We start from the raw sequence: 21,023 nt of genomic DNA, 5'->3' as shown, positions 1-21,023 counted from the left end.
GTCCGGACGCTACTTGCGCCCGATACTATGATAGGCGAAGCCACGTTCGCGCATATCGGCGGGACGGTAGATATTGCGCAGATCCACCACCACCGGCCGGCGTAGAATCTGTTTCATGCGCTCAAGATCCAAGGCGCGGAAACTGTTCCATTCGGTGAGGAACACGACCGCATCGGCATCCTGCATCGCCTCATAGGGATCACTGGAATAGGTGAGATCGGGCATCAGGTCCCGCGCCTCGGTCATGCCGACCGGATCGAAGCAGCGCAGCTTAGCCCCCATCTCCTGCAAGCGCGGTAAGATGACCAGCGACGGGCTTTCCCGCATATCGTCGGTATTCGGCTTGAAGGTCAAGCCAAGCACGGCAATCCGCTTGCCCTGGACGTTGCCATCGAGAGCCGCGGCGATTCGGTCCACCATGGCGATCTTGCGCTGATCGTTGAGGCGGACGACCGTCTCAATGATCTCGATCGGCGCGTCATGATCGCGCGCTGTCTGCACCAGCGCCAAAGTATCCTTGGGGAAACAGGAGCCGCCATAGCCGGGCCCCGGATGCAGGAACTTCGGACCGATGCGCCGGTCGAGGCCGATCCCCTTGGCAACGTTATGCACGTCCGCACCGACCTTTTCGCAGAGATCGGCCACCTGGTTGATGAAGGTGATCTTCATCGCCAGGAAAGCGTTCGAGGTATATTTGATCACTTCCGCCGTTTCGAGATCGGCAAATAAAATCGGCGTTTCGATCAGATGCAGCGGACGATAAAGCTGACGCAGCACTTCGCGTGCGCGTTCGCTTTCGACCCCGACGATGACACGGTCGGGTCGCATGAAATCTTCCACTGCGGAGCCTTCGCGGAGAAACTCCGGATTGGAGGCGACATCGAACTGGGCGTCGGGGCGGCGCTTGCGAATCACTTCGGCTATACGGCGTGTGGTGCCAACAGGCACGGTCGATTTGGTGACGACGATCTTATAGCCGTTGAGATGATCGGCAATCGTTTCCGCAGCCGCCACGACGAAGCTGACATCGGCATGACCGTCACCGCGCCGGGATGGCGTGCCCACGGTAATGAAGATCACATCGGAATTCTCGATCGCGGGTCCAGCTTCGGTGGTGAACCGCAGACGGCCTTCCAGAGCACTGCGCTGCACCAACGCTTCCAGCCCAGGTTCGAAGATTGGGATGCGGCCGGCTTGCAGCGCTTCGATCTTGCGCGGATCGGTATCAACGCAAGTGATGTCGAAACCGAATTCCGAAAAGCAGGCGCCAGTAACCAAACCGACATAACCCGTGCCGATAACTGTGATCTTCATGTGGAGCCTTCCGGTGGTTGCCTCAAAGATTGACGCGTGCGCGACATGAACGTCGATAACGGCGGCACCATAACCCGGGCATGATGGCGAGGCGAAGAGCAAAAGCACATTCTTGACGTGATATCGGCGTGACATGGCTGTGACTTGCGGTGATCGATCCTTGACGGATGAGTGACCATCGCAAGCTTCGCTCCACAGCATCATCCCTCGGCACCGAATGGGCGGTGCCTGCATCGCCGTGTTCGGCGTGCGCGTCAGGTCGAGGACAGGTCATCCGAGGAAGGCAATCTAGGAATTAGGACAGCTTGCGCCGCGGGGATCAAAGACGGGCGCCACGAGATGCCTCGCCAGCGAAGCCCTCTGTCAGGACCATCGCCTAGATAAAAATTTATGTATAATATGGATGAAGGAGCGACGGCGCCGCTGGGAAGGCGTCGGCTGCTTGCGGAACAGACGCCGCGTCAGTCTGGTGATTTGAGTTGGTGCCCCTGGCCGGACTCGAACCAGCACATCTGTGAAGATACCTGATTTTGAGTCAGGCGCGTCTACCAATTCCGCCACAGGGGCCAACCACTTGGGGGATATGCCGGTTCGCCGGGCAGATAGGCCTGGCGGAGCGGCGTCGGGCGTCGCTGGCATCAGTGGTGCATGCCGATGACGCGTGGCCGGCATAATAGCCGAGTTTGCTCTGATGGCAAGTGTCCGCGCTACGGATTAACGCAATTCGTGATAATCTTAAGATTTATTGTATATACCTGATTTTAAAGGGATTTTTTACATTCATCTGCTTGCATGGCTATCCGGATCTTATTAAGAATTCGGTCGGCCAAACAAAGAAGGGACGCGGCCGTGGCACAATTGACCCAGGCAGATGTTGACCGCCTGATACACGATCCGAGCCCGGAGAGCCGGTCCGCGGCGATGTTGCGCGTGGGCGCGGCCTACGGCGAGGACCAGCTATCGGAAGCCGAGCGCAGCCTGGCGCTGGCGATCATGCAGGTCGTCCTCCCCGAGGTCGAGGTCTCGATCCGCTGCCGCCTTTCGGCCAGCCTGCAGCATACCACGCAGCTCGACCACAACCTTGCGCTGCAATTGGCCAAGGACGTGATCGATGTGGCGGCGCCGATCCTGACCAATTCGCCGGCTTTGTCCGAGGACGATCTGCTGGAGGTGATTCGCACCACCTCGCCGGCCCATATCCGGGTGATCAGCCAGCGTGCTTTCCTGTCGGTCGCGGTCACCAGTGCGGTGATCGATAGCGGCGATGAGGTCGCCGTTTTGCGGGTTGCCGCCAACAGCAATGCCGCTATCAATGCCACCGGGTATCATCGCATTCTCGATCAGTTTCCCGACAATGCCCGCATCAACGAGGCATTGAGCCAGAGGCCGGCTTTGCCAATCGCCATTGTCGAGCGCCTGACCACCGCCGTGACCGGCAAATTGCTGGAACGGCTGATCCAGCGTTATGCACTGCCGGCGCAGCGTATCTCCTTCATCCTGCATCACAGCCGCGAACATTTTCTGCTCACCAGCATGGCCGGCCATCCGGCCGAAGAGCTGCGAGATTTCGCGGAAAAGCTGGAAGAGAACGGCTTGCTCAGCGGCAGCCTCATCCTGCGCGCTTTGGCGATCGGGCAGTTCGCCTTCCTGCTGCAAGCCTTGTCGGTGAAAAGCGATATTGCGATCGGCAATGTGCGTCGACTGATGTCGGATGACGGCGGCATCGGCCAGGAGCGGCTGTTCGATAAGTGCCAATTGCCAGCTGCCTATCGTCGGCTTTTCGTCGAGCTGGCCATGGCTGGCGGCAATCAGCCGGCGCATCGCGATGGCAAGCCACCGGCTGGCTGGATTCCGCAAGCGATCGGTATCCTGCGGCGCTACCTGGAACAGCCGGATCCGGATCAGAGTTTGGAACAGGTCATCACCGAGGTGATGTATCGCCTGGACGGCAGCGCCGAGTCGCCGACCACGCGACGCAGCGCCTGATCGCACCGCTGATTCAGCGGTATCATCCGACCGCGCCACATTTTCGCCATCATCACACCGGCAAGCTGCCCTTGTGGCACCATGCCCTTGCCATATGGCGGTGGCGTCCTGGATCGTGCCCCTATGAACTGGGCGACGGCCTCTGCTAAAAGGCCTGACGCCACTTAACCAAGCAGGGCCACGATCAGGCAGATATGACGCGTTCCGATTCGCCTCCTCCATCCCGCCGCAACCGCGGCCGGCCCGTTCTTTGGTTTCTGTTGAAATGGGGACTCATCGGCGGCATTTGGGGAAGTTTCCTGCTGTTGATCCTGGTGGCCTGGTGCGCCTATGACCTGCCGGATGTCAGCCGCCTGAACGAGATCAAACGCCGCCCGAGCGTGACCTTGCTGGCGACCGATGGCAGCATTCTCGCGACCTATGGCGATCTCTACGGTACGCGCGTGACGCTGGCGGATATGCCGCCTTATCTGCCGGAAGCGGTGCTTGCTACCGAAGACAGGCGCTTTTACAGCCATCTCGGCGTCGATCCCCTGGGGCTCCTGCGCGCCATCTATGTCAATTTCAAGACCGGCGATGTGGTGCAAGGCGGGAGCACCATTAGCCAGCAGCTGGCGAAGAATATTTTTCTGACGCCCGAACGCAGCCTGCACCGCAAGGGACAGGAAGTTCTGCTGGCCGTATGGCTGGAACACAACTTCAGCAAGCAGCAGATTCTCGAGCTTTATCTGAACCGGGTCTATTTCGGCGCCGGGACCTTCGGCGTCGACGCCGCGGCGCGCAAATATTTCGGCCATCCGGTCCAGCAGGTGACGATTTTCGAAGCAGCGATGCTGGCCGGCATGTTGAAGGCGCCATCGAAATACAATCCGCTCAATGATAAGGAATTGGCCAAAGCGCGGGGCAGCCAGGTCATCAAGAACATGGTAGCGGCCGGCTACCTGAGCGGAGAAGAAGCCAACGCGGTCGTCACCCAAACCGCGCCCGCCGTCGCAGCCCAGGCCAGCGGGCAGATTGGTGAGTATTTCGCCGACTGGGTGATCGATCAGGTCTCCTCCTATGTCGGCGCCAGCGACCAGGATCTGATCGTTCACACCACCCTCGATCCGCGCATCCAACGCGCGGCCGAAGCCGATCTCAATCGCATCCTCCAGGAGAAGGGCGGCGAGATGAAGGCGAGCGAAGGCGGCCTCGTGGCAATGACGCCGGATGGCGCCGTGCGTGCCATGGTGGGAGGCCGCGATTACCATAACACGCAGTTCAATCGCGCAACCCAGGCCCTGCGCCAGCCGGGATCCGCCTTCAAGGCCTTTGTCTTTCTGACCGCCTTCGAGAATGGCTACACACCGGAGAGCCATTTCTTCGACGGGCCGATCTCGCTCGGCAATTGGGCGCCGGGTAATTACAACGACAAATTCTACGGCGATGTCAGCCTGCGCGAAGCCTTTGCGCGGTCGCTCAACAGCGTCGCCGTGCAGTTGTCGGAGCGCACCGGCCGCAAGCGTGTGATCGAAACCGCGCAGCGCCTTGGCATCACCTCGCCAATGGCGAATAACGCCTCGATCGCGCTCGGCACCAGCGGCGCCTCGCTGCTGGAGATGACCGGGGCCTATGCCACCTTCGCCAACCAGGGCAACGGCGTGTGGCCGCGCGGCATCGACCTGATCAGCACCCGCGATGGTCTCATCCTCTATCAGCGCAGTGGCGACGGTCCGGGCCGCGTTGCTTCCGGCACGGCGATCAATGATATGCTCGACATTATGCATTCGGTGGTCGAATGGGGTACGGGCCGCAAGGCGAAGCTAGACCGCCCGGCCTATGGCAAAACCGGCACCAGCCAAAACTATCGCGATGCCTGGTTCATCGGCCTGACCGCCGATCTGGTGACCGGTGTGTGGGTCGGCAATGACGACAACTCGCCCATGCAAAAAGTGACGGGAGGTGTCCTTCCCGTCACCATCTGGCATGATTTCATGACAGATGCACTGGCGGGAACACCGCCGCGCGATGTGGCGCGACCGGGTACCGGCGGCTGGATCGCCTCAGCGGCACCGACGGATGTCACGCCGGATACGCCGGAAACACCGGCTGAACCGGTCAGTGCGCCCACCACCATCGAAGGCATGATTCAAAACATTCTCGGTGATGACAGCGGTCAGGACACCGCGGCGAAGAAGGAACAACGCCGCAAGGTCCTGCAAGAGCATATTGGCGGCGCGAAGAACTGACGTCGCCCTGAGCATGACCTCGTCAATGAGATGAACTGCTGGGCCGCACCATCAGCCAGTAAGAGAGATTGAGGCCAACAACGGTCAGCAGAATCGCGACCGTCATGGGTACCGCTGTTTGCGCCTGCAATTGGCCGAGCGCTGCACCGATCAATGCCGCAACGGACATCTGCAGGAAACCGAGCAGCGAGCTGGCGGCGCCGGTCGCCTGCGGGAAGGGACCGATCGCGCCGGCCTGCGAATTGGGCGAAGCGATGCCGATGCCGATCATATAGACCATCAAGGGCAGCAACAGCCCCGGCACCGATTGATGGATCAAAGCGATCGAGACCAGAACGATGCTGGCCATCAAGGCCACGGCGCCACCCAGGCGCACCATATTATCGACACCGACCCGATGCGTCAGGCGTGCCGACAGAATGGTGCCGATCATATAGCCGATGACGAAAACGGCGAAGCACCAGCCGAAATGCTTCGGCGAGACGCCGAGCATATCGATGAAGACGAAGGCCGAGCCGGAAATGAAGCAGAAGATGCCGCTATAGCTGAAGGTCTGGCACAGCACGAAGCCGACATATCGGCGGTGGCTGAGCAGCATGCCGAAGGTCTTCAGCATGGTAATCGGGCCAGCGGCGACACGGTTCGCCGGTTGATGGCTTTCGGGCAGCAGCGCGACGGTCGCAATCAAGCCGATGACGCCATAGAATGTAATGAACCAGAAGATCGAGCGCCAGCCAAAGGCATCTTGCAGGAAGCCGCCGAGGATCGGGCCGACTGCCGGCGCCAATGCCATGGCCGCGGCCAAATAGGACAGCACGCGCGACGCACCTTTGGCGCCGAAGACGTCGCGCACCATGGCGCGGCAAAGGACCGGCCCGGCCCCGGCGCCGATCGCCTGTACGGCCCGCGCGGCGATCAATTGCTCGATGCTGTCGGCAAGAGAACAGGCGAAGCTGGCCAAGCCAAAGACCACCAGACCGGCCAGCAAGACGGGCTTGCGGCCGAAGCGGTCGGAGAGCGGCCCGTAGATCAGCATGGCGACGGCGAAACCGCCGAGAAAAGCGCTGAGCGTCAATTGGGCATCGGCCTCGCCGACGGCGAAATAGCGAGCGATGCTCGGCAAGGACGGTAGATAAAAATCGGTCGAGACCGGTCCCAATGCCGTCAGCGCCGTCAACAGCACGACCGCGACAGGGCCGAAGCGCGGTCCTGTCACGCCATGCACCGCTCCCGCCCGGTCGCCGTGAGTGGCGGCCGAATTGCCAGCCGCATTATCTTGGCGCTGGAGCGGCGTTTCCTTGTTCATTGCTGGACATGGGTCGGTTCCGGGCTCGAGGCCCCCTGTTGCGCCGGGGAAGGCTCCGCCGCCGCAGGTGTTGGCGCCGGCAAGGTTGCCGTGACACCGACAGGCTGGCCGACCACCGCGAAAACCAATCGATCGGGCTGTAGCAAGCGCTTCGCCACCCGCGCGACGCCGGCCGGCGTCACCTTGGCGATTTCCGTTTGGCGGCGGTCGATGTAATCGATGCCGAGACCTTCAAGCTGGATGCCGAGCAGCGCACTCGCCGTGCCGGCACCCGAGGTAAAGAGCCGCGGATAGGAGCCGAGCAGATAGGTCTTTGCCGTCTCGACCTCGGCTGCGTTGGGGCCGCCGTCACGCATTTTTGCCCATTCGGCGCGAATGATCTCGATGGTCTTGGCGACCCGTTCATTGACAGTCTGCACCTGGCCCCAGATGAGACCAGCATGATCAAAGGTGAGGAGACTGGTGTTGATGCCGTAAGCGAGGCCGCGCTTTTCGCGCACCTCATGCATGAGGCGCGATGAGAACCCACCGCCGCCGAGAATGTAATTGGCAACATAAGCCGCGAAGAAATCCGGATCGTCGCGCTTGATGCCCGGCTGGGCGAAATTGATGATGCTTTGCGGGATGCCTCGGTCCACGACCATGATACCCCCCGGCCGGTCGATCTTGGCTTCCGGTATGGCGGGAAGATCGCTGCTGGCCGGCAGGTCGCCGAAGGTGGAATCCAAGAGCGGCCCGAGCTGCGCGGCGGTGATGTCGCCGACCACCACCAGATGCAGTCGGTCGCGGGTGAAATGCTGGGCGACGAAGTGATGGAGATCATCGGCGGTGATTGCCTGCATGCTCTCCGCCGTGCCGATCCTGGGGCGGCCATAGGGATGACCGCCAAACAAGCTCTGGCTGACCGCACGCGCACCGATCACATCGGGATCGGAAAGCTGGTCATCGATCATCGCCAGCAATTGCCGCCGGATGCGTTCCACCGGCTCGGCATCGAAATGCGGCGCGGTCAGGGAGCGGTGCAGCAAGCCGAAAGCGAGATCACGCTGTTCAGTCAGCATGTTCATCTGGCCGGTGAAGGAATCGCGCGAGGCATCGAAACCGTAGTCGATGCCGTTATCGTTCAACTGTTCCTGGAAGGCCGCCGAATCGAACTCGCCCGCCCCCTCATCCAACAGGCCCGATGCCAATTCGGCGAGGCCTTCCTTGCCCACCGGATCTGCAGTTGCCCCTCCGGCGAAACCGAGTGCGACGGCGATCAGCGGATTGGTGTGATCCTCAACCAGCCAGGCGGTGACGCCGCTATCGCCGGTCACCTGACGAATCTCGATCGCCCGCGCCGCCGGGGCGAAGATGAGACAGCAGACGGACAACAGACAGAACAGAACCAGCTGCCCGACGATGCGGGGAGGCACAGCCGAACTCCTGCGATCCGCCATCAGTTCACGTTCCTGCATCAGTTCACCGTACCACTCGGCATGGCGCCGGTCTCCGGACTTTGGGGCAAGGGTGGCGCCGCTTCGGGCGCGAGCCTGGCAGCAGCTGCCGGATTGGCCGCCAGCAACCGGCCTGTCACCGACCGGCGGTCATCGAAGACCCGCCGAGCGGCACGCTGGATATCCACTACCGTGACCGCATCGATGCGGTCGGCCCAAGCCTGCACATCCGCCAGGTTGCGGCCGTTGACCAGGGCCGCCGCGATCATGCCAACCGGCCCCGACAGGCTGTCACGCGCCTTGACCGTGGCGATGCGCAGCCGCTTCTTCGCCAAAGTGAGCTCCTCCTCGGTGATGCCGTCCTTGAGAACCAAAGCGATCTCGTCATTGATCGCCGCTTCGACCTTGCCGAGATCGCCGCCCGGCACCGGGCTGCCATAGAAGCTGAACGTGCCGAGATCATAGGCGCCGGGATCGTAGCTGCAATCCGCGCTGGTGGCCGATTTATCGGTGATGACGAGCCGGCGATAGAGACGGCTGCCGGTACCGTCGCCGAGGATCTCGGACAGCAGCAGCAAGGCGTAAGCGTCATCATCCTGGGCTTGCTGATTGTCGAGGCCGAGGCGATAAGATGGCGCCAGATAGGTTTTCACCACATAAGGCTGGCGCACCAGATCGCTGGTAAGTTCGACTTGGCGCGGCGCCCGCTGCTGCGGCTCTTGCAGGCGCTGGCGCGGCGGCAGGTCACGGCGCGGAATCGATCCGAAATATTTTTCCGCCAGGCGCCGCACTTCCGGCACCGTAACATCGCCGCCGATCACCAGCACCGCGTTGTTGGGCGCGTAATAGCGGTGATAGAAGGCAACAGCATCGGCCGTGCTGTACTGTTCCATTTCGTGGCGCCAGCCGATCACCGGCAGCCGGTAGGGGTGGTTGAGGAACAACGCGGCGTCCATCATTTCCATGAGTTGCGCGCCGGGTTCGTTGTCGATGCGCTCGCGCCGTTCCTCGAGAATGACGTCGCGTTCAGGCATCACCACCGCGTCGGTCAGCCGCAGGCGGGTCATTCGATTGGCTTCCATGGACATCACCAGGGGCAGATGTTCTTTGGCGATTTCCTGGTGAAAGGCCGTCATGTCCTGATTGGTGAAGGCGTTATCGGTGCCGCCGCGGCGGTCGATTTCCTGGGTGAACTGGCCGGCCTTCAATTTGTCGGTGGCCTTGAACATCAGATGTTCGAGAAAATGGGCGATGCCATTCTTGCCCGGCGGCCCATCGGCAGCCCCGACCCGATAGGCGATCATCTGGAACACCACCGGCGCCCGGTGATTGGGTACCACGACGACCTGCAGCCCATTCTTCAGGGTGAAGGTCTCGGCATCGAAAATCTGCGCCTCGCCTGTCGAGGGCGCCAAGATGACGCCCAAAAGCATGATGCCGGCGATCAGGATCGCCGGCATCCGCAGCAGGCCAGGCCTGCCGTGCTTAGAATATACCTTCAAGCATGCCTCGTTGCTTGCGTTCGATGACCGGCGTATCGCCTTCGGTCACCGGCTTGCCCAAAGCGGCGTTTTCCTGCAGCCGCTTCTGCTCGGCCGCGGGATCGATCACCGTGCCGTAAGGCTGCGGCGAACGCCAGAAGGTCAGGCTATCGGCCAAACTGGTCGAGTTGGCTTCGTCCTGCGCCGTCTCGGCATCGACTTCCTGGCGGATATTGGGGTCGACCCCGGCCAGGCCGGCACTCTGCAACAAGGCCGCCTCCCCCGCCGATTGTGCGGTACCGGCGGCACCTTCGCCGATTGGCGGCGGGACCTGATCGTTGCCGATACCGGCGCCCGGATGGCCGAACACGGCATTCTCCGCCTGATCCCGCGCCGTCCCTTCCTGGGGCCGGGGCGCGCCGGGTGTGGGCGGCCGCAGGCTGTAATTCGGCGGCATGCTTAGCGGCGCCCGCGATACGACCCGGAATTCATCCGGCGAGCGCTTGGTTAATCCGAGTGTTTCCTTGGTCGCTTCGCACCCCGTCAGCAGGGCGGCAGCCGCAACCGTCGAGATATAAAGCGCTATGGTCTTCCGACGCATGATCGGCACCTCCGTCATGGGGTCAGTTTTTACCTTGTTCCGAGCCGTGAAACAACCCATCCAGCAGCAGCAAGACGACCCCTGTCGTGATAGCCGAATCCGCCAGGTTGAAAGCCGGCCAGTGATAATTTCCCCAATAGACGTCGAGGAAGTCGAAAACCGCCCCGAATCGGAGGCGGTCGATGACATTGCCCAGCGCGCCGCCGATTACTAATCCGATACCGACGGCCGGCAGCGGCTTGCTAACGCGCAGCAGCCAGATCGCCAGGGCGATGGAGATAACCACCGACACCGCCGAGAGGATGAAAGGACCGCTGGCGCTGTCGGTATGGAGGAGGCTGAAACTGACCCCCCGGTTCCAGGCGGTTACCAGGTTGAAGAAGGGGGTGAGTTCGATCACCCGCGGCTGCTCCATCGGGCCGTTCAGAAGCCACCATTTGCTGGCTTGATCGGCCAGGATGGTCACCCCCGCCAGGATGCCTCCCAGCAGGACAAGACGCGGTGCGGCTATTCGCATCAGGCCACCCCGGCCCTATCGGCTTGCGTCCCGATCTCATCAACCGCGTCGCCGCAGCGATGGCAAAGGGTGGGATGGTCGCGATCCTGCCCGACTTCCGGCAACACCCGCCAGCAGCGCTCGCATTTCTCGCCATCGGCCAAGGCCACTACCACGGCAAGACCCGGCACATCCGGCAGCGTAAAGGCATCGGCCGGTGCTGGCTGGGCGCTCAATGTGATGGCGGAAGTGATGGCGATCTCGGCGAGGTCGAGACCGTCCAGCAGATTACGGTGCTCCTCGGTCAGGTAGACGACCGGCTTTGCCTGCAGGCTGGAGCCGATCTTCTTATCGGCCCGGGCCAGTTCGAGCGCGCCGGTGACGACTCGGCGCAGATCGCGCAGCTTCGCCCAGCGGGCTGCCAGGGCCTCATCGCGCCAAGAGGCTTCCGCTTCCGGGAACAGGCGCAGATGGACGCTTTCGGCATTGTCGACATGCTTCGCCGCATTCGCCGCGTCTTTCCATGGCCGGTGGCGCCAGGCTTCCTCAGCCGTGAAACAGAGGACCGGGGCGAGCCAGGCGGTCAGGGCGTTAAACAGCTCGAATAGCACCGTGCGCGCGGCGCGGCGGTTGAGCGAACTGGGCGCATCGCAATAGAGCGCGTCCTTGCGGATGTCGAAATAGAAGGCGCTGAGATCGACGGCGCAGAAATTATGCAGCTCGGTGAACCAGGGATGGAAATCGAAGCTGTCGGCGGTTTGCCGCGTCCTCCCCGCCAACTCGGCGATGCGGTGCAGCACCCAACGATCGAGTTCCGGCATCTCGGCGAGCGGCAGATATTCGCTCTGCTGCCAACCGTCGAGCGCACCCAGCAGATAGCGCAAGGTGTTGCGCAGGCGGCGATAGGCCTCGGCCTGGTGCTTGATGATTTCCGGACCGATGCGCTGATCGTCGGAATAATCGGTCGAGACCACCCAGAGGCGCAGGATATCGGCGCCGTATTGCTTCATCACATCCTGGGGCGCCACCGTGTTGCCGAGGGATTTCGACATCTTACGGCCCTGCTCATCGAGCGTGAAGCCATGGGTGAGCACCGCCTTATAGGGCGCGCGGCCACGCGTGCCGCAGCTCTCCAGCAGCGAGGAATGGAACCAGCCGCGGTGCTGGTCCGAACCTTCGAGATAGAGATCGGCGGGCGAATGCAGATCCCAGGTGGGATCGGCGCGAGTTTCGCGCTCCAGCACGAAGGCATGGGTCGAGCCGGAATCGAACCAGACATCGACGATATCGGTGATCTGCTCGAAATCCTCCGCCTTGTACTGGTTGCCGAGGAAACGCGCGGGGTCGCTGGCAAACCAGGCATCGGCACCTTCCTTGGCGAAGGCATCGGCAATACGGTCGATCACGGCCTGGTCGCGCAGAAGCTCGCCGGTCTTCTTGTTGACGAAGACGGCGATCGGCACACCCCAGGCGCGCTGGCGCGAAATGCACCAATCGGGACGATTGGCGATCATCGATTGCAGGCGGTTCTTGCCCTGGGACGGCACGAAACGGGTTTCGTCGATCGCCCGGAGAGCGACCTGCCGCAGGTCGTTCTTCTCCATCGAGATGAACCATTGCGGCGTGTTGCGGAAGATGAGCGGCGCCTTGGAACGCCAGGAATGCGGATAAGAGTGGGTGATGCGTCCGGATTTCAGCAAGTGGCCCGCCTGATCGAGGGCCGCCATGACAGCGCCATTGGCATCGCCCTTCTTACCCTGGGGCGTCAGCACGCGCTTGCCGGCGAAAAGCCCGACGTGATCGTAATAAGCCCCGTCGGGTCCCACTGTCTGCGGCACGTCGATGCCATTGGCAAGGCCGAGCTCATAGTCGTCGGCCCCATGGCCCGGGGCGATATGCACAAAACCGGTACCCGCATCGGTGGTGACGAAGCCGCCGGCATGAGCCGGAACCTCGAACCGGGCATAGAAGGGATCGAGCTCGGCCAGCGGATGACGGCAGATCACACCAGCCAGATCCTTGCCGGTGAAGGCCGCGAGATCGCGCGCCGCGACAATCCCGAGATCCTTGTCGAAATTCTCCTTGAGCTCGCTGGCGACCAGCAGCTTGTCGCCGACCTTGACCTTCGCCTCGTCGGCGACTTCCGTCACCTCGATCAGGGTATAGGCGATCTCTGCGCCATAGGCGACAGCGCGATTGCCGGGAATGGTCCAGGGCGTCGTGGTCCAGATCACCACCGCGGCGCCGACAAGTTCCGGTTTCAGCGCCTTGACGATAGGGAAGCGCACCCAGATTGTATCCGAGGTATGGTCGTCATATTCAACTTCGGCCTCGGCCAAAGCGGTCTTTTCGACGATCGACCACATGACCGGCTTGGAGCCGCGGAAGAGACTGCCATTCATGACGAACTTGCCGATCTCGCGCACGATCTGCGCTTCGGCCGGGAAGGCCATTGTCGTATAGGGATGGTCCCAATCGCCCTCGACACCAAGTCGCTTGAATTCCTCGCGCTGGACATCGATCCATTTGGCGGCGAATTCCCGGCATTCCTGGCGGAATTCATTGATCGGCACCGCATCCTTGTCCTTGCCGGCCTTGCGGTACTTTTCCTCGATCTTCCATTCGATCGGCAGGCCATGGCAGTCCCAGCCCGGCACATAGCAGGCGTCCTTGCCCAGCATCTGCTGTGAGCGATTGATGACGTCCTTCAGTATCTTGTTGAGGGCATGACCGATGTGAATATTGCCATTCGCATAGGGCGGACCGTCATGCAGGACGAATTTTTTGCGGCCTTTCGAGTTTTCCCGAAGCTTCCTGAACAGGCCCATCTCCTGCCAGCTTTGCAGAATCGCCGGCTCCTTGTTCGGCAGATCGCCGCGCATGGGAAAGTCGGTTTTGGGGAGAAAAACGGTCGTCTTGTAATCCACGTGTCGTCTCTATCACTAAAGGTCATCAATCGGGCGTAAGGCCCGGCGCACCGCAAGCCCGCACCCGCTACCGGGCACGAGCGGCGCTAATTCGAATGTCTATTCCGCGTCGCGGCGCCATCAGGCCCCGCCTTCCGGCGGCAAATCGATCGCCGGATGTTGTCCAGGCTCGGGCCCGTCATAAGCTTTGAGAAGCTGCCGCGCCGTTGCGCAATCGGTGGCGATCTGCGCTTTCAACTGATCAAGGCCGGCGAATTTCATTTCCGGCCGGATGAAGCCGAGCAAGGCGACGCGCAGATGCTTGCCATAGAGATCCTGTTTCGTATCGAAAAGATGCACTTCCAGCTGTACCCGGGTGCCGCCGATCGTCGGACGGCGGCCGAGATTGGCGACGCCGTCGATCCAGGCCGGCGCCTCGCCCGTATCCACCGCCGCCCGCACCGCATAGACGCCGAGGCGCGGTTCCATATAGTCGCCGAGCGCGACATTGGCGGTCGGAAAGCCGAGCTGCCGCCCCCGCTGGTCGCCATGCTCCACCCGGCCTTCGATTTCCCACGGGCGCCCCAGCGCCAGAGCGGCGGCCAGGGGATCGCCCGCCAGCAGCCGGTCGCGCACCAAAGTGGAGGAATAGGTGTTGCCGGCGGCATCCTGCTGCGCCCCGACCGAGGTCACCCCAAAGCCGCGCGCCTTGCCGAATTCGGCCAGGACCTGGGCATTGCCGCCCCGGTTCTTGCCGAAGCAGAAATCGTAGCCGACCACTACATGGGCGATATCGAGGCCCTCGACCAGAATTTCCCGAGCGAAGGTCTCGGCGCTCTTGCTGGCCAGTTGCGCGTCGAAGGGCAGGCTGAAGACGTAATCGACGCCCAGCGCCTGCAAATGGCGCATCTTGATGCGGAAGGGCGTCAGGCGGAAGGGCGGCATGTCGGGGCGGAAGAAGGCGCGCGGATGCGGCTCGAAGGTCATCACCGCAAGCGGTGCCCCCATCTCGCGGGCCAGCCGCGCGGCTTCGGTGATGACGGCCTGGTGGCCGAGATGCACGCCGTCAAAATTGCCCAGCGCCACCACGGCCCGGCGGGCTTCGGCGGGAACCCCTTCATGATGGCGGATCAGACGCATGGTATGCAATTCTCCGTCCGATGGCTGCCGCAAGACGGTCGACATTTGCCCTGTCGATACTTCACCTGCGCCATCCATCACACTTTTCCAGGTCCGCCCATCATAGTCAAAAATCAGGCCGGACGCTTCGGTACCAGAAGCTGCGCCTCGCCATCCATCACCAGGGTGGACCCGACATGGGCGGTCGTCGCAAAGGTCACCCGGCCCTTCTCGCGATCGATCGCCGTCGCCGTTACCCGGGCGACCACCGTATCGCCGATGCGGACCGGCGCCTTGAATTTCAGGCTTTGCGAGAGATAGATGCAGCCTGGGCCGGGGAGCTTGGTGCCGAACACGGCGGATATGAAGCCGGCCGTCAGCATGCCATGGGCGATCCGGCCCTTGAACGGGGTCGGCTTGGCGAATTCCTCGTCGAGATGCACCGGATTGGTGTCGCCGGTGATTCCGGCAAACAGCACGATATCGGCCTCGGTCACGGTCTTGGAGAAGACCGCCGTCATGCCGTCGGTGATTTCATCGACATATTTGCCACGCAATTCGTCCATTGCATTCGCCTCCCGCAAAAAGCGGCCGGCACTATAGCTTTCCGCTCCCCCCCTCACAAGCCGCCATAAAGGCTAGAATTTACCCAATTTATCAAGACGTTCACTGCTTACCCGGAAACCTTCACCCTTCTCTGGGATCGAGCGGGACCTGGCCGGCCAGACCAAACAAGGATTCGATCGCCGCCGCCGCCCCGAGCAGCGCCGCCTCACCGCGCGGCCGCGCCACCAGCTGCAGGCCGACCGGCCGGCCATCAGGCGTGAAGCCCGCGGGCAGCGCCAGGGCCGGACAGGAGCTGACCGTGACGACCGAGGCGATTTTCAGCCAGTCGACGTAGTTCTCCATCTCGACCCCAGCGACCTTGCGCATCCAGCGCTCCTTGATGTCACGCGGCGGGGTGCAGGCGGCAGGCGCGATCAGCAGGTCATATTCCTTGAAGAAGGCCACCATCTCCGCATAAAGCCGGCTGCGGCGCCGGGTCGCCTGGCCGATCTGCTCGACCGTCAGCTCGAGGCCCTTCTCGATGTTCCAGATGACATCGGGTTTCAGATGCTCGCGGTAGCGCTCCAGAAGCGGCCGCATCGAGGCGGCGTAATCCACCGCCCGCAGGGTCTGGAAGGCGGTGGGCACGCCGGCGAAATCGGGACAGGCTTCCACCACTTCGACGCCCGCCGCGCGCAGTTTATCCGCCGCCGCAGCCAGGACCGCCCGGGTCTCAGGCTCGACCGGCGTGATGCCGAGATCCGCACTGATCGCGACACGCCGCGGCAAGCGGCCGTTCTGCGCCGCCGCCAGGAAGCTCTCCGCCGGGGCCGGCAGCGAGATCGGATCGGCCTCGTCATAGCCGACCATGGCATCCAGCATCACCGCTACATCGGCGACATTGCGCGCCATCGGTCCTTCCACCGACATGGTATCGAAGCGGATTTCGCCGGGATTGCGGGCGACCCGACCGGGGCTGGGACGAAGACCCACCACCGAACAGAAGCTGGCCGGCGTGCGCAAACTGCCGCCGAGATCGGAGCCGGTCGCCAACCAGACCTGGCCGGCAGCCAGCGCCGCCGCGGCACCCCCTGAGGAGCCTCCGGCATTGAGGGCGGTGTTCCAGGGATTGCGAGTCTCGCCGAAGACTTCGTTGAAGGTGTTGCCGCCGGCGCCAAATTCCGGGCTGTTCGACATGCCGATGACGATCGCGCCATTACTCTCCAGGCGCTCGACCATGGGATCCGAGCGGTTCGGCACGTGATCCTTGAAGATCGGCGATCCGTAAGTGGTGCGCACACCGGCGACATCGCTGAGATCCTTGACCGCCAAAGGCAGGCCGCAAAGCAGGCCGCGCGCCTCGATCGGCTTTGCCATCAGCTCGCGGGCCGCCGCGCGGGCGCGGTCCAGGCACAAAGTCACGATCGCATTGACGGCGCTGTTGGTCGCGGCGATCCGCGCTTCCGCAGCATCGATGAGATCGAGCGGGGTTACCTCGCCACGCCGCAACGCAGCAACCGCCGCTACAGCCGTCAGTCGATAAAGATCTAAAGCAATCGCCATTTGATGAAACCCATGTTACACAGTTTGGCCCGATCGGGATTGGCTCTCCGGGCGGAGTCGCATTCCACCCGTTGCGCTGATGGACGTCAATCAACCACTTTTCATTCGCTCCCTGGCCAAGCCCGGCGCCGGGGTCTTCGCGATGCTGTTCACGCTCGATTCCATCGGCCGTGCCATCATCTCGACGGTGCTCTCGCTCCAGGCCTACGATCTTTACCGCGACGCTTTCGGCCAGGCCGAATCTCGCCCCTGGGTCAGCGCCAGTTTCCTGCTGACCAGTTTTGTCAGCCTACTTTTCAATCTGGTCTCGCCCAGCTTCATCCACGCCTTCCGGCGCCGGTGGTTCTATCTCGGCGGTATCATTCTCGGCATCATCGCGGTCTTCCTGCTCGCCACCAATACGATTCCCGGCCAGATTTCCGGCATGATCTGCCGCGCCATCAGCGCTGCTGCCTGCCGCATCGCTTTGCTGCTCTACATCATGGATTACATCCCCCGGCATCAGCTGGTGAAATCCGAGCCATTGCGCCTCGCATTGAGCTGCATCGCCTGGGGGCTCGGCCCGTTGTTGGGCGTGGTGCTCTATGCGGAACACGGCTCGATCGCGCCGGCGATGATTTCCGCCGCCAGCTATGTCGTGCTGATCGTCTACTTTCTGTATCTGCGGCTGCGCGATGACCCGGCGCTGGTACCGCCCGGCAATGCGCTCAAGCAATTCCGCAATCCGCTGCGCAACATCCGGCATTTCATCGAACAGAAGCGCCTGGTCCTCGCCTGGACCATCGCCTTCGGTCGCTCCGCCTGGTGGTCGATGTTCTTCGTTTATCCGGCGCTCTATCTGACCGACCATCACGTCGATCAATTCTATGCCGGCCTAGTGGTCGGCATCGGCAACGCGCTGCTGATCACAGCACCCATTATCGGCATGGTCGCCCAGCGCATCGGCATCCGCGCGCCCCTGGTCTATGGCCTGTTCTTCGGCGGCATCGTGACCTTGGCAATTCCATTTTTCTATGATTATCCACTGATCGTCTCGATCCTGCTGCTGTTCGGCGCCAGCGCCATCATCGTGCTGGATGCGCTGGGCAATATTCCGTTCATGCGTTTTGTGCGCGTCCGCGAACGCAATCAGATGTCGCCGATTTTCCAGACCTATATCGATTTCAGCGATCTTGCGCCCTCGACCATCTACACATTGCTGCTTTTGCAGTTCGACTTCCGCGCCGTTTTCCTGACCAGCGGATTGCTGACCATCCTCGCCGGCATTGTCGCCACCTATCTGCCAAAACGCCTTTGAGACACAGCGTAAACCGGCATCGGTTTGGGACAGGCTCTACCCTCTGGCTCCCAGCACGTTTTATCTGGCCGTCCTGCGGCGCATTGCCTATGATTCGTGCAGGGGTCATCAAGATGGGGGGAAATCGTGGCAGTTGATCTACGATGGACGGCGAAAGCGCGCGCTTTCCTACTTGCCGGCCTCTTCTCATCCTTCAGCCTAAACGTTGCCGTTGCCGATATGGCCGAGGCTCAGGCAGCCACCGCATCGGGAGATTATGCCGCCGCGGATCAAGCGCTACGCCCGCTTGCCGCAGCCGGCCGGGTGGATGCGCAATATCAATTGGCGAAACTCGCGCTCGATGGCCGCGATGTCGGCCTGAAGCCGGATCAGGCCATGTCCCTGCTGGTTCAGGCGGCGGCCCAGGGCAATGGCCCGGCCCAGGCACGGCTCGGTCTCGCTTATGCCAAGGGGGAGCGTGTCACGCAAAACGATCTCGCGGCCTATCAATGGCTGAGCCGCGCCAGCATTTCCCCCGATCTCAGCGATATCGAACGCAGCGTGGTTACCACCAACCGCACCGTAATCCTCAACCGCCTCGCACCGACGCTGGCCGCCGGTGTCGATCTCAATAAAGCGGCAGCAGCACAAGCGCCTCTGCCGCCTAAGCCGGAACCCGCCGGCAGCATCGCTGCGGTGCCGCTCTTCAGCGAGACGACCCCGGCCCCTCAAACGCATGCGGACGACGCCGAATCCCTCGCCGCTGAGAGCAACGAAGGAGATCGTGCCAAAGACGAACGCGACAAAGCACCGGTAGTTGAACCGGCGCCGTCTATGCAGGTTTCGGCAGGGAAGACCGTGACCCCGACCAAACCAGCGGCGCTTCCATCCGTTCCCGCTAGTGCCAAATCATATCAGCTGCAAATCGCCTCACTGTCGGATGCGACGGCAGCCGAAGCGGAGCGGAAACGCCTGGTTCATCGCCATGCAAAGTTGCTGGGTGGGCTCACGGTCGAAGTTTTGGCGATCAATGTCGCCGATAAAGGCATCCGGCACCGTATCGTTGCCGGACCGTTCGATGACAAGAGGTCGGCCCAGCAGCGCTGCAAGCAATTCAAGGCCGCGGGCCAAGATTGTCTCGTCGCTGGCGTCGCGCACGCGATCCAAGCGCAGAATTAGTAATCGCCGCGATTGATCTCGATCTTACGCCGGGCGACATAATCGGCCAGGGCTTCGGCCAGGGCCGGATCGAGTTCCGGCTGCTGATAGGTCTTCAACAAGTCCTTCCAGATCGCGTTGGCCCGTTCAGTGCCGGTTTTTGCACCGCTTTCGCTCCAGGTCTCGAAATTGCGCCAATCGGACAGCATCGGTTCATAGAAGGCATGTTCGAACCGGGCCAAGGTGTGGCCGGTGCCGAAGAAATGACCGCCCGGCCCCACTTCGGCGATGGTCTCGACCGCCAGTTCATCGGCATCCACCGCGATCGGCCGCAGGAATTCCCGCATCATCTGCAGCATCTCGGCATCGAGAACGAGTTTCTCGAAAGAAGCGGTAAGGCCGCCTTCCAGCCAGCCGGCGGCATGTTCGATGAGGTTGACCCCGCCCATGATGCTGCCCCAGAGCGACATGCCGGATTCATAGGCCGCCTGCACATCGACGCAGTTGGAGGCATTGACGTTGCTGGAGCGAAAGGGCACGCCGTAGCGCCGCGCCAGCTGGCCGCTTGCGAGGGCCGCCTTGGTATATTCCGGCGTGCCGAAAGCCGGTGATCCGGTTCGCATATCGACATTGGAAGTGAAACCGCCATAAAGCACCGGCGCGCCAGCCCGGACGATTTGCGTCAAGGTCATCATCGCCAGGGCCTCGGCATTCTGCTGCGTCAAGGCGCCGGCGATCGTCACCGGGCTCATGGCGCCGGAGAGGGTGAAGGGCGTCAAGGCAATCGGCTGGCCCGCCTTCGACATGGCGGTCAAGGCTTCGCCCATGGGGATATCCAGCTTCAGCGGCGAATTGGAATTGATCACCGTCAGGGTGACCGGCTGCTCGGCCATCTGCTCGCGCCTCAGGCCATAGACAATACCGATCATATTGAGCGCGTCCTCGACCCGGTAGGCGCCCAGCGCCCAGCATTGCCAGGTCTTGTCGGTCAGGGTCAGCGCGGCCTGATAGAAGTCGAGATGCCGCGTTTCTGCCGGCAGATCAGTCGGTTCGACCGGGCAGCCCCCTTCCTGGTGAATCACGTTCAGGCTCTGCACCAGCCGAATATAGTCGCACATATCGGCGTAATTTCCCGGCCGCCGGCCGCGGTCGAGATCATGGGCAAAAGCCGGGCCGCCGGTCGCGGCGAAGATCATCTGATTGCCGCCGATCTCGATATCATAAGCGCGATTGCGCGCCCGCATGCGAAAGCTGCCGGGGATGGTCCGAATCTTCTCTTCCACCAAGGCAGGATCGAACCGCACGCGATGGGTCCCCTCGTCGACATCTGCGCCGGCCGCTTTCAACCGGCCGCGGCTCTCCTCATGCATGACTTCGATGCCGATTTCGGCCAGGACTTTCAGCGAGGCGAGATGAATTGCTTCGATCTGGTCGGCGCTCATGACCTCGATCGGACGATAGCCGTTCGGCACCTGTGCGAAGGATAATTGGCGCGGCCCGCCACCCCGCGTCGCCTGGGCGCGCCGCTCCCGCCGCCGGCCCGCGCGTTCACCGCCACTCACAGCCTGCGCCACGTCATCCGTCATGGCCGCCTCCCTTGATATTTT

General features: G+C 62.3%; 15 protein-coding genes and 1 tRNA gene. 4 read left to right on the top strand and 12 right to left on the bottom strand.

The features are described from left to right. Window positions 1-9: 9 nt before the first annotated feature. Together SMD27_RS06045 and SMD27_RS06040 are read right to left on the bottom strand one after the other, a co-directional pair. Window positions 10-1,314, bottom strand: a complete 1,305-nt coding sequence (locus tag SMD27_RS06045) for a UDP-glucose dehydrogenase family protein (RefSeq protein WP_320507417.1) — start codon at window positions 1,312-1,314, stop codon at window positions 10-12. Between the two features lie 480 nt (window positions 1,315-1,794). Then, window positions 1,795-1,881: transfer RNA gene (locus SMD27_RS06040), tRNA-Leu, on the bottom strand. A 282-nt stretch (window positions 1,882-2,163) separates the two neighbouring features. Between SMD27_RS06040 and SMD27_RS06035 the strand changes: the two genes are divergently transcribed. Both SMD27_RS06035 and SMD27_RS06030 read left to right on the top strand, forming a co-directional pair. After that, on the top strand, window positions 2,164-3,300 hold the full coding sequence (locus SMD27_RS06035) for a DUF2336 domain-containing protein (protein WP_320507416.1): 1,137 nt from the start codon (window positions 2,164-2,166) through the stop codon (window positions 3,298-3,300). A 194-nt stretch (window positions 3,301-3,494) separates the two neighbouring features. Next, the gene (locus tag SMD27_RS06030) at window positions 3,495-5,528 is read left to right on the top strand and encodes a transglycosylase domain-containing protein (protein WP_320507415.1); all 2,034 of its coding nucleotides are present in this window, start codon (window positions 3,495-3,497) and stop codon (window positions 5,526-5,528) included. A gap of 22 nt (window positions 5,529-5,550) precedes the next feature. On the opposite strand, the gene SMD27_RS06025 is transcribed toward SMD27_RS06030, so the two are convergent. From SMD27_RS06025 to SMD27_RS05985, 9 genes are all read right to left on the bottom strand, one after another. Next, window positions 5,551-6,834 (bottom strand): Bcr/CflA family multidrug efflux MFS transporter, encoded by a 1,284-nt coding sequence (locus tag SMD27_RS06025; protein WP_320507414.1) that lies wholly within the window; start codon window positions 6,832-6,834, stop codon window positions 5,551-5,553. Then, the gene (locus tag SMD27_RS06020; RefSeq protein WP_320507413.1) at window positions 6,831-8,291 is read right to left on the bottom strand and encodes a M16 family metallopeptidase; all 1,461 of its coding nucleotides are present in this window, start codon (window positions 8,289-8,291) and stop codon (window positions 6,831-6,833) included. Before SMD27_RS06020 ends, SMD27_RS06025 begins: the two co-directional genes overlap by 4 nt. After that, window positions 8,291-9,772, bottom strand: a complete 1,482-nt coding sequence (locus SMD27_RS06015) for a M16 family metallopeptidase (RefSeq protein ID WP_320507412.1) — start codon at window positions 9,770-9,772, stop codon at window positions 8,291-8,293. Before SMD27_RS06015 ends, SMD27_RS06020 begins: the two co-directional genes overlap by 1 nt. Then, window positions 9,756-10,352, bottom strand: coding sequence for a DUF3035 domain-containing protein (locus SMD27_RS06010; protein ID WP_320507411.1), 597 nt, complete (start codon window positions 10,350-10,352; stop codon window positions 9,756-9,758). Before SMD27_RS06010 ends, SMD27_RS06015 begins: the two co-directional genes overlap by 17 nt. 22 nt (window positions 10,353-10,374) lie before the next feature. Continuing rightward, window positions 10,375-10,869: a signal peptidase II gene (lspA, locus tag SMD27_RS06005; RefSeq protein WP_320507410.1), complete on the bottom strand. Its 495-nt coding sequence runs from the start codon at window positions 10,867-10,869 to the stop codon at window positions 10,375-10,377. Beyond that, window positions 10,869-13,730: an isoleucine--tRNA ligase gene (ileS, locus tag SMD27_RS06000; RefSeq protein WP_320507568.1), complete on the bottom strand. Its 2,862-nt coding sequence runs from the start codon at window positions 13,728-13,730 to the stop codon at window positions 10,869-10,871. Before ileS ends, lspA begins: the two co-directional genes overlap by 1 nt. Before the next feature lie 165 nt (window positions 13,731-13,895). Continuing rightward, window positions 13,896-14,972: a bifunctional riboflavin kinase/FAD synthetase gene (locus SMD27_RS05995; protein ID WP_320507409.1), complete on the bottom strand. Its 1,077-nt coding sequence runs from the start codon at window positions 14,970-14,972 to the stop codon at window positions 13,896-13,898. Window positions 14,973-15,007: 35 nt separating this feature from the next. Continuing rightward, complete coding sequence (locus SMD27_RS05990) at window positions 15,008-15,439, bottom strand: MaoC family dehydratase (RefSeq protein ID WP_320507408.1); 432 nt, start codon at window positions 15,437-15,439, stop codon at window positions 15,008-15,010. Window positions 15,440-15,560: 121 nt separating this feature from the next. Continuing rightward, a complete protein-coding gene (locus tag SMD27_RS05985; protein WP_320507407.1) occupies window positions 15,561-16,982 on the bottom strand; it encodes an amidase in 1,422 nt (473 codons plus the stop codon). Window positions 16,983-17,061: 79 nt separating this feature from the next. Here SMD27_RS05985 and SMD27_RS05980 point away from each other — a divergent pair, with 79 nt between their 5' ends. Together SMD27_RS05980 and SMD27_RS05975 are read left to right on the top strand one after the other, a co-directional pair. Beyond that, window positions 17,062-18,279, top strand: a complete 1,218-nt coding sequence (locus tag SMD27_RS05980; RefSeq protein ID WP_320507406.1) for an MFS transporter — start codon at window positions 17,062-17,064, stop codon at window positions 18,277-18,279. Between the two features lie 126 nt (window positions 18,280-18,405). Beyond that, complete coding sequence (locus SMD27_RS05975) at window positions 18,406-19,437, top strand: SPOR domain-containing protein (protein WP_320507405.1); 1,032 nt, start codon at window positions 18,406-18,408, stop codon at window positions 19,435-19,437. Here SMD27_RS05975 and SMD27_RS05970 read toward each other — a convergent pair. Beyond that, window positions 19,434-21,002: a trimethylamine methyltransferase family protein gene (locus tag SMD27_RS05970; RefSeq protein ID WP_320507404.1), complete on the bottom strand. Its 1,569-nt coding sequence runs from the start codon at window positions 21,000-21,002 to the stop codon at window positions 19,434-19,436. The two genes, SMD27_RS05975 and SMD27_RS05970, sit on opposite strands and share 4 nt — an antisense overlap. Window positions 21,003-21,023 lie beyond the last annotated feature (21 nt).

It is taken from the genome of Dongia soli (assembly GCF_034044715.1).
GTDB classification, from domain to species: Bacteria; Pseudomonadota; Alphaproteobacteria; order Dongiales; family Dongiaceae; genus Dongia_B; species Dongia_B soli.
Note: the sequence above shows the minus strand (reverse complement) of the source record. Positions and strands in the feature narration are given on the sequence as shown.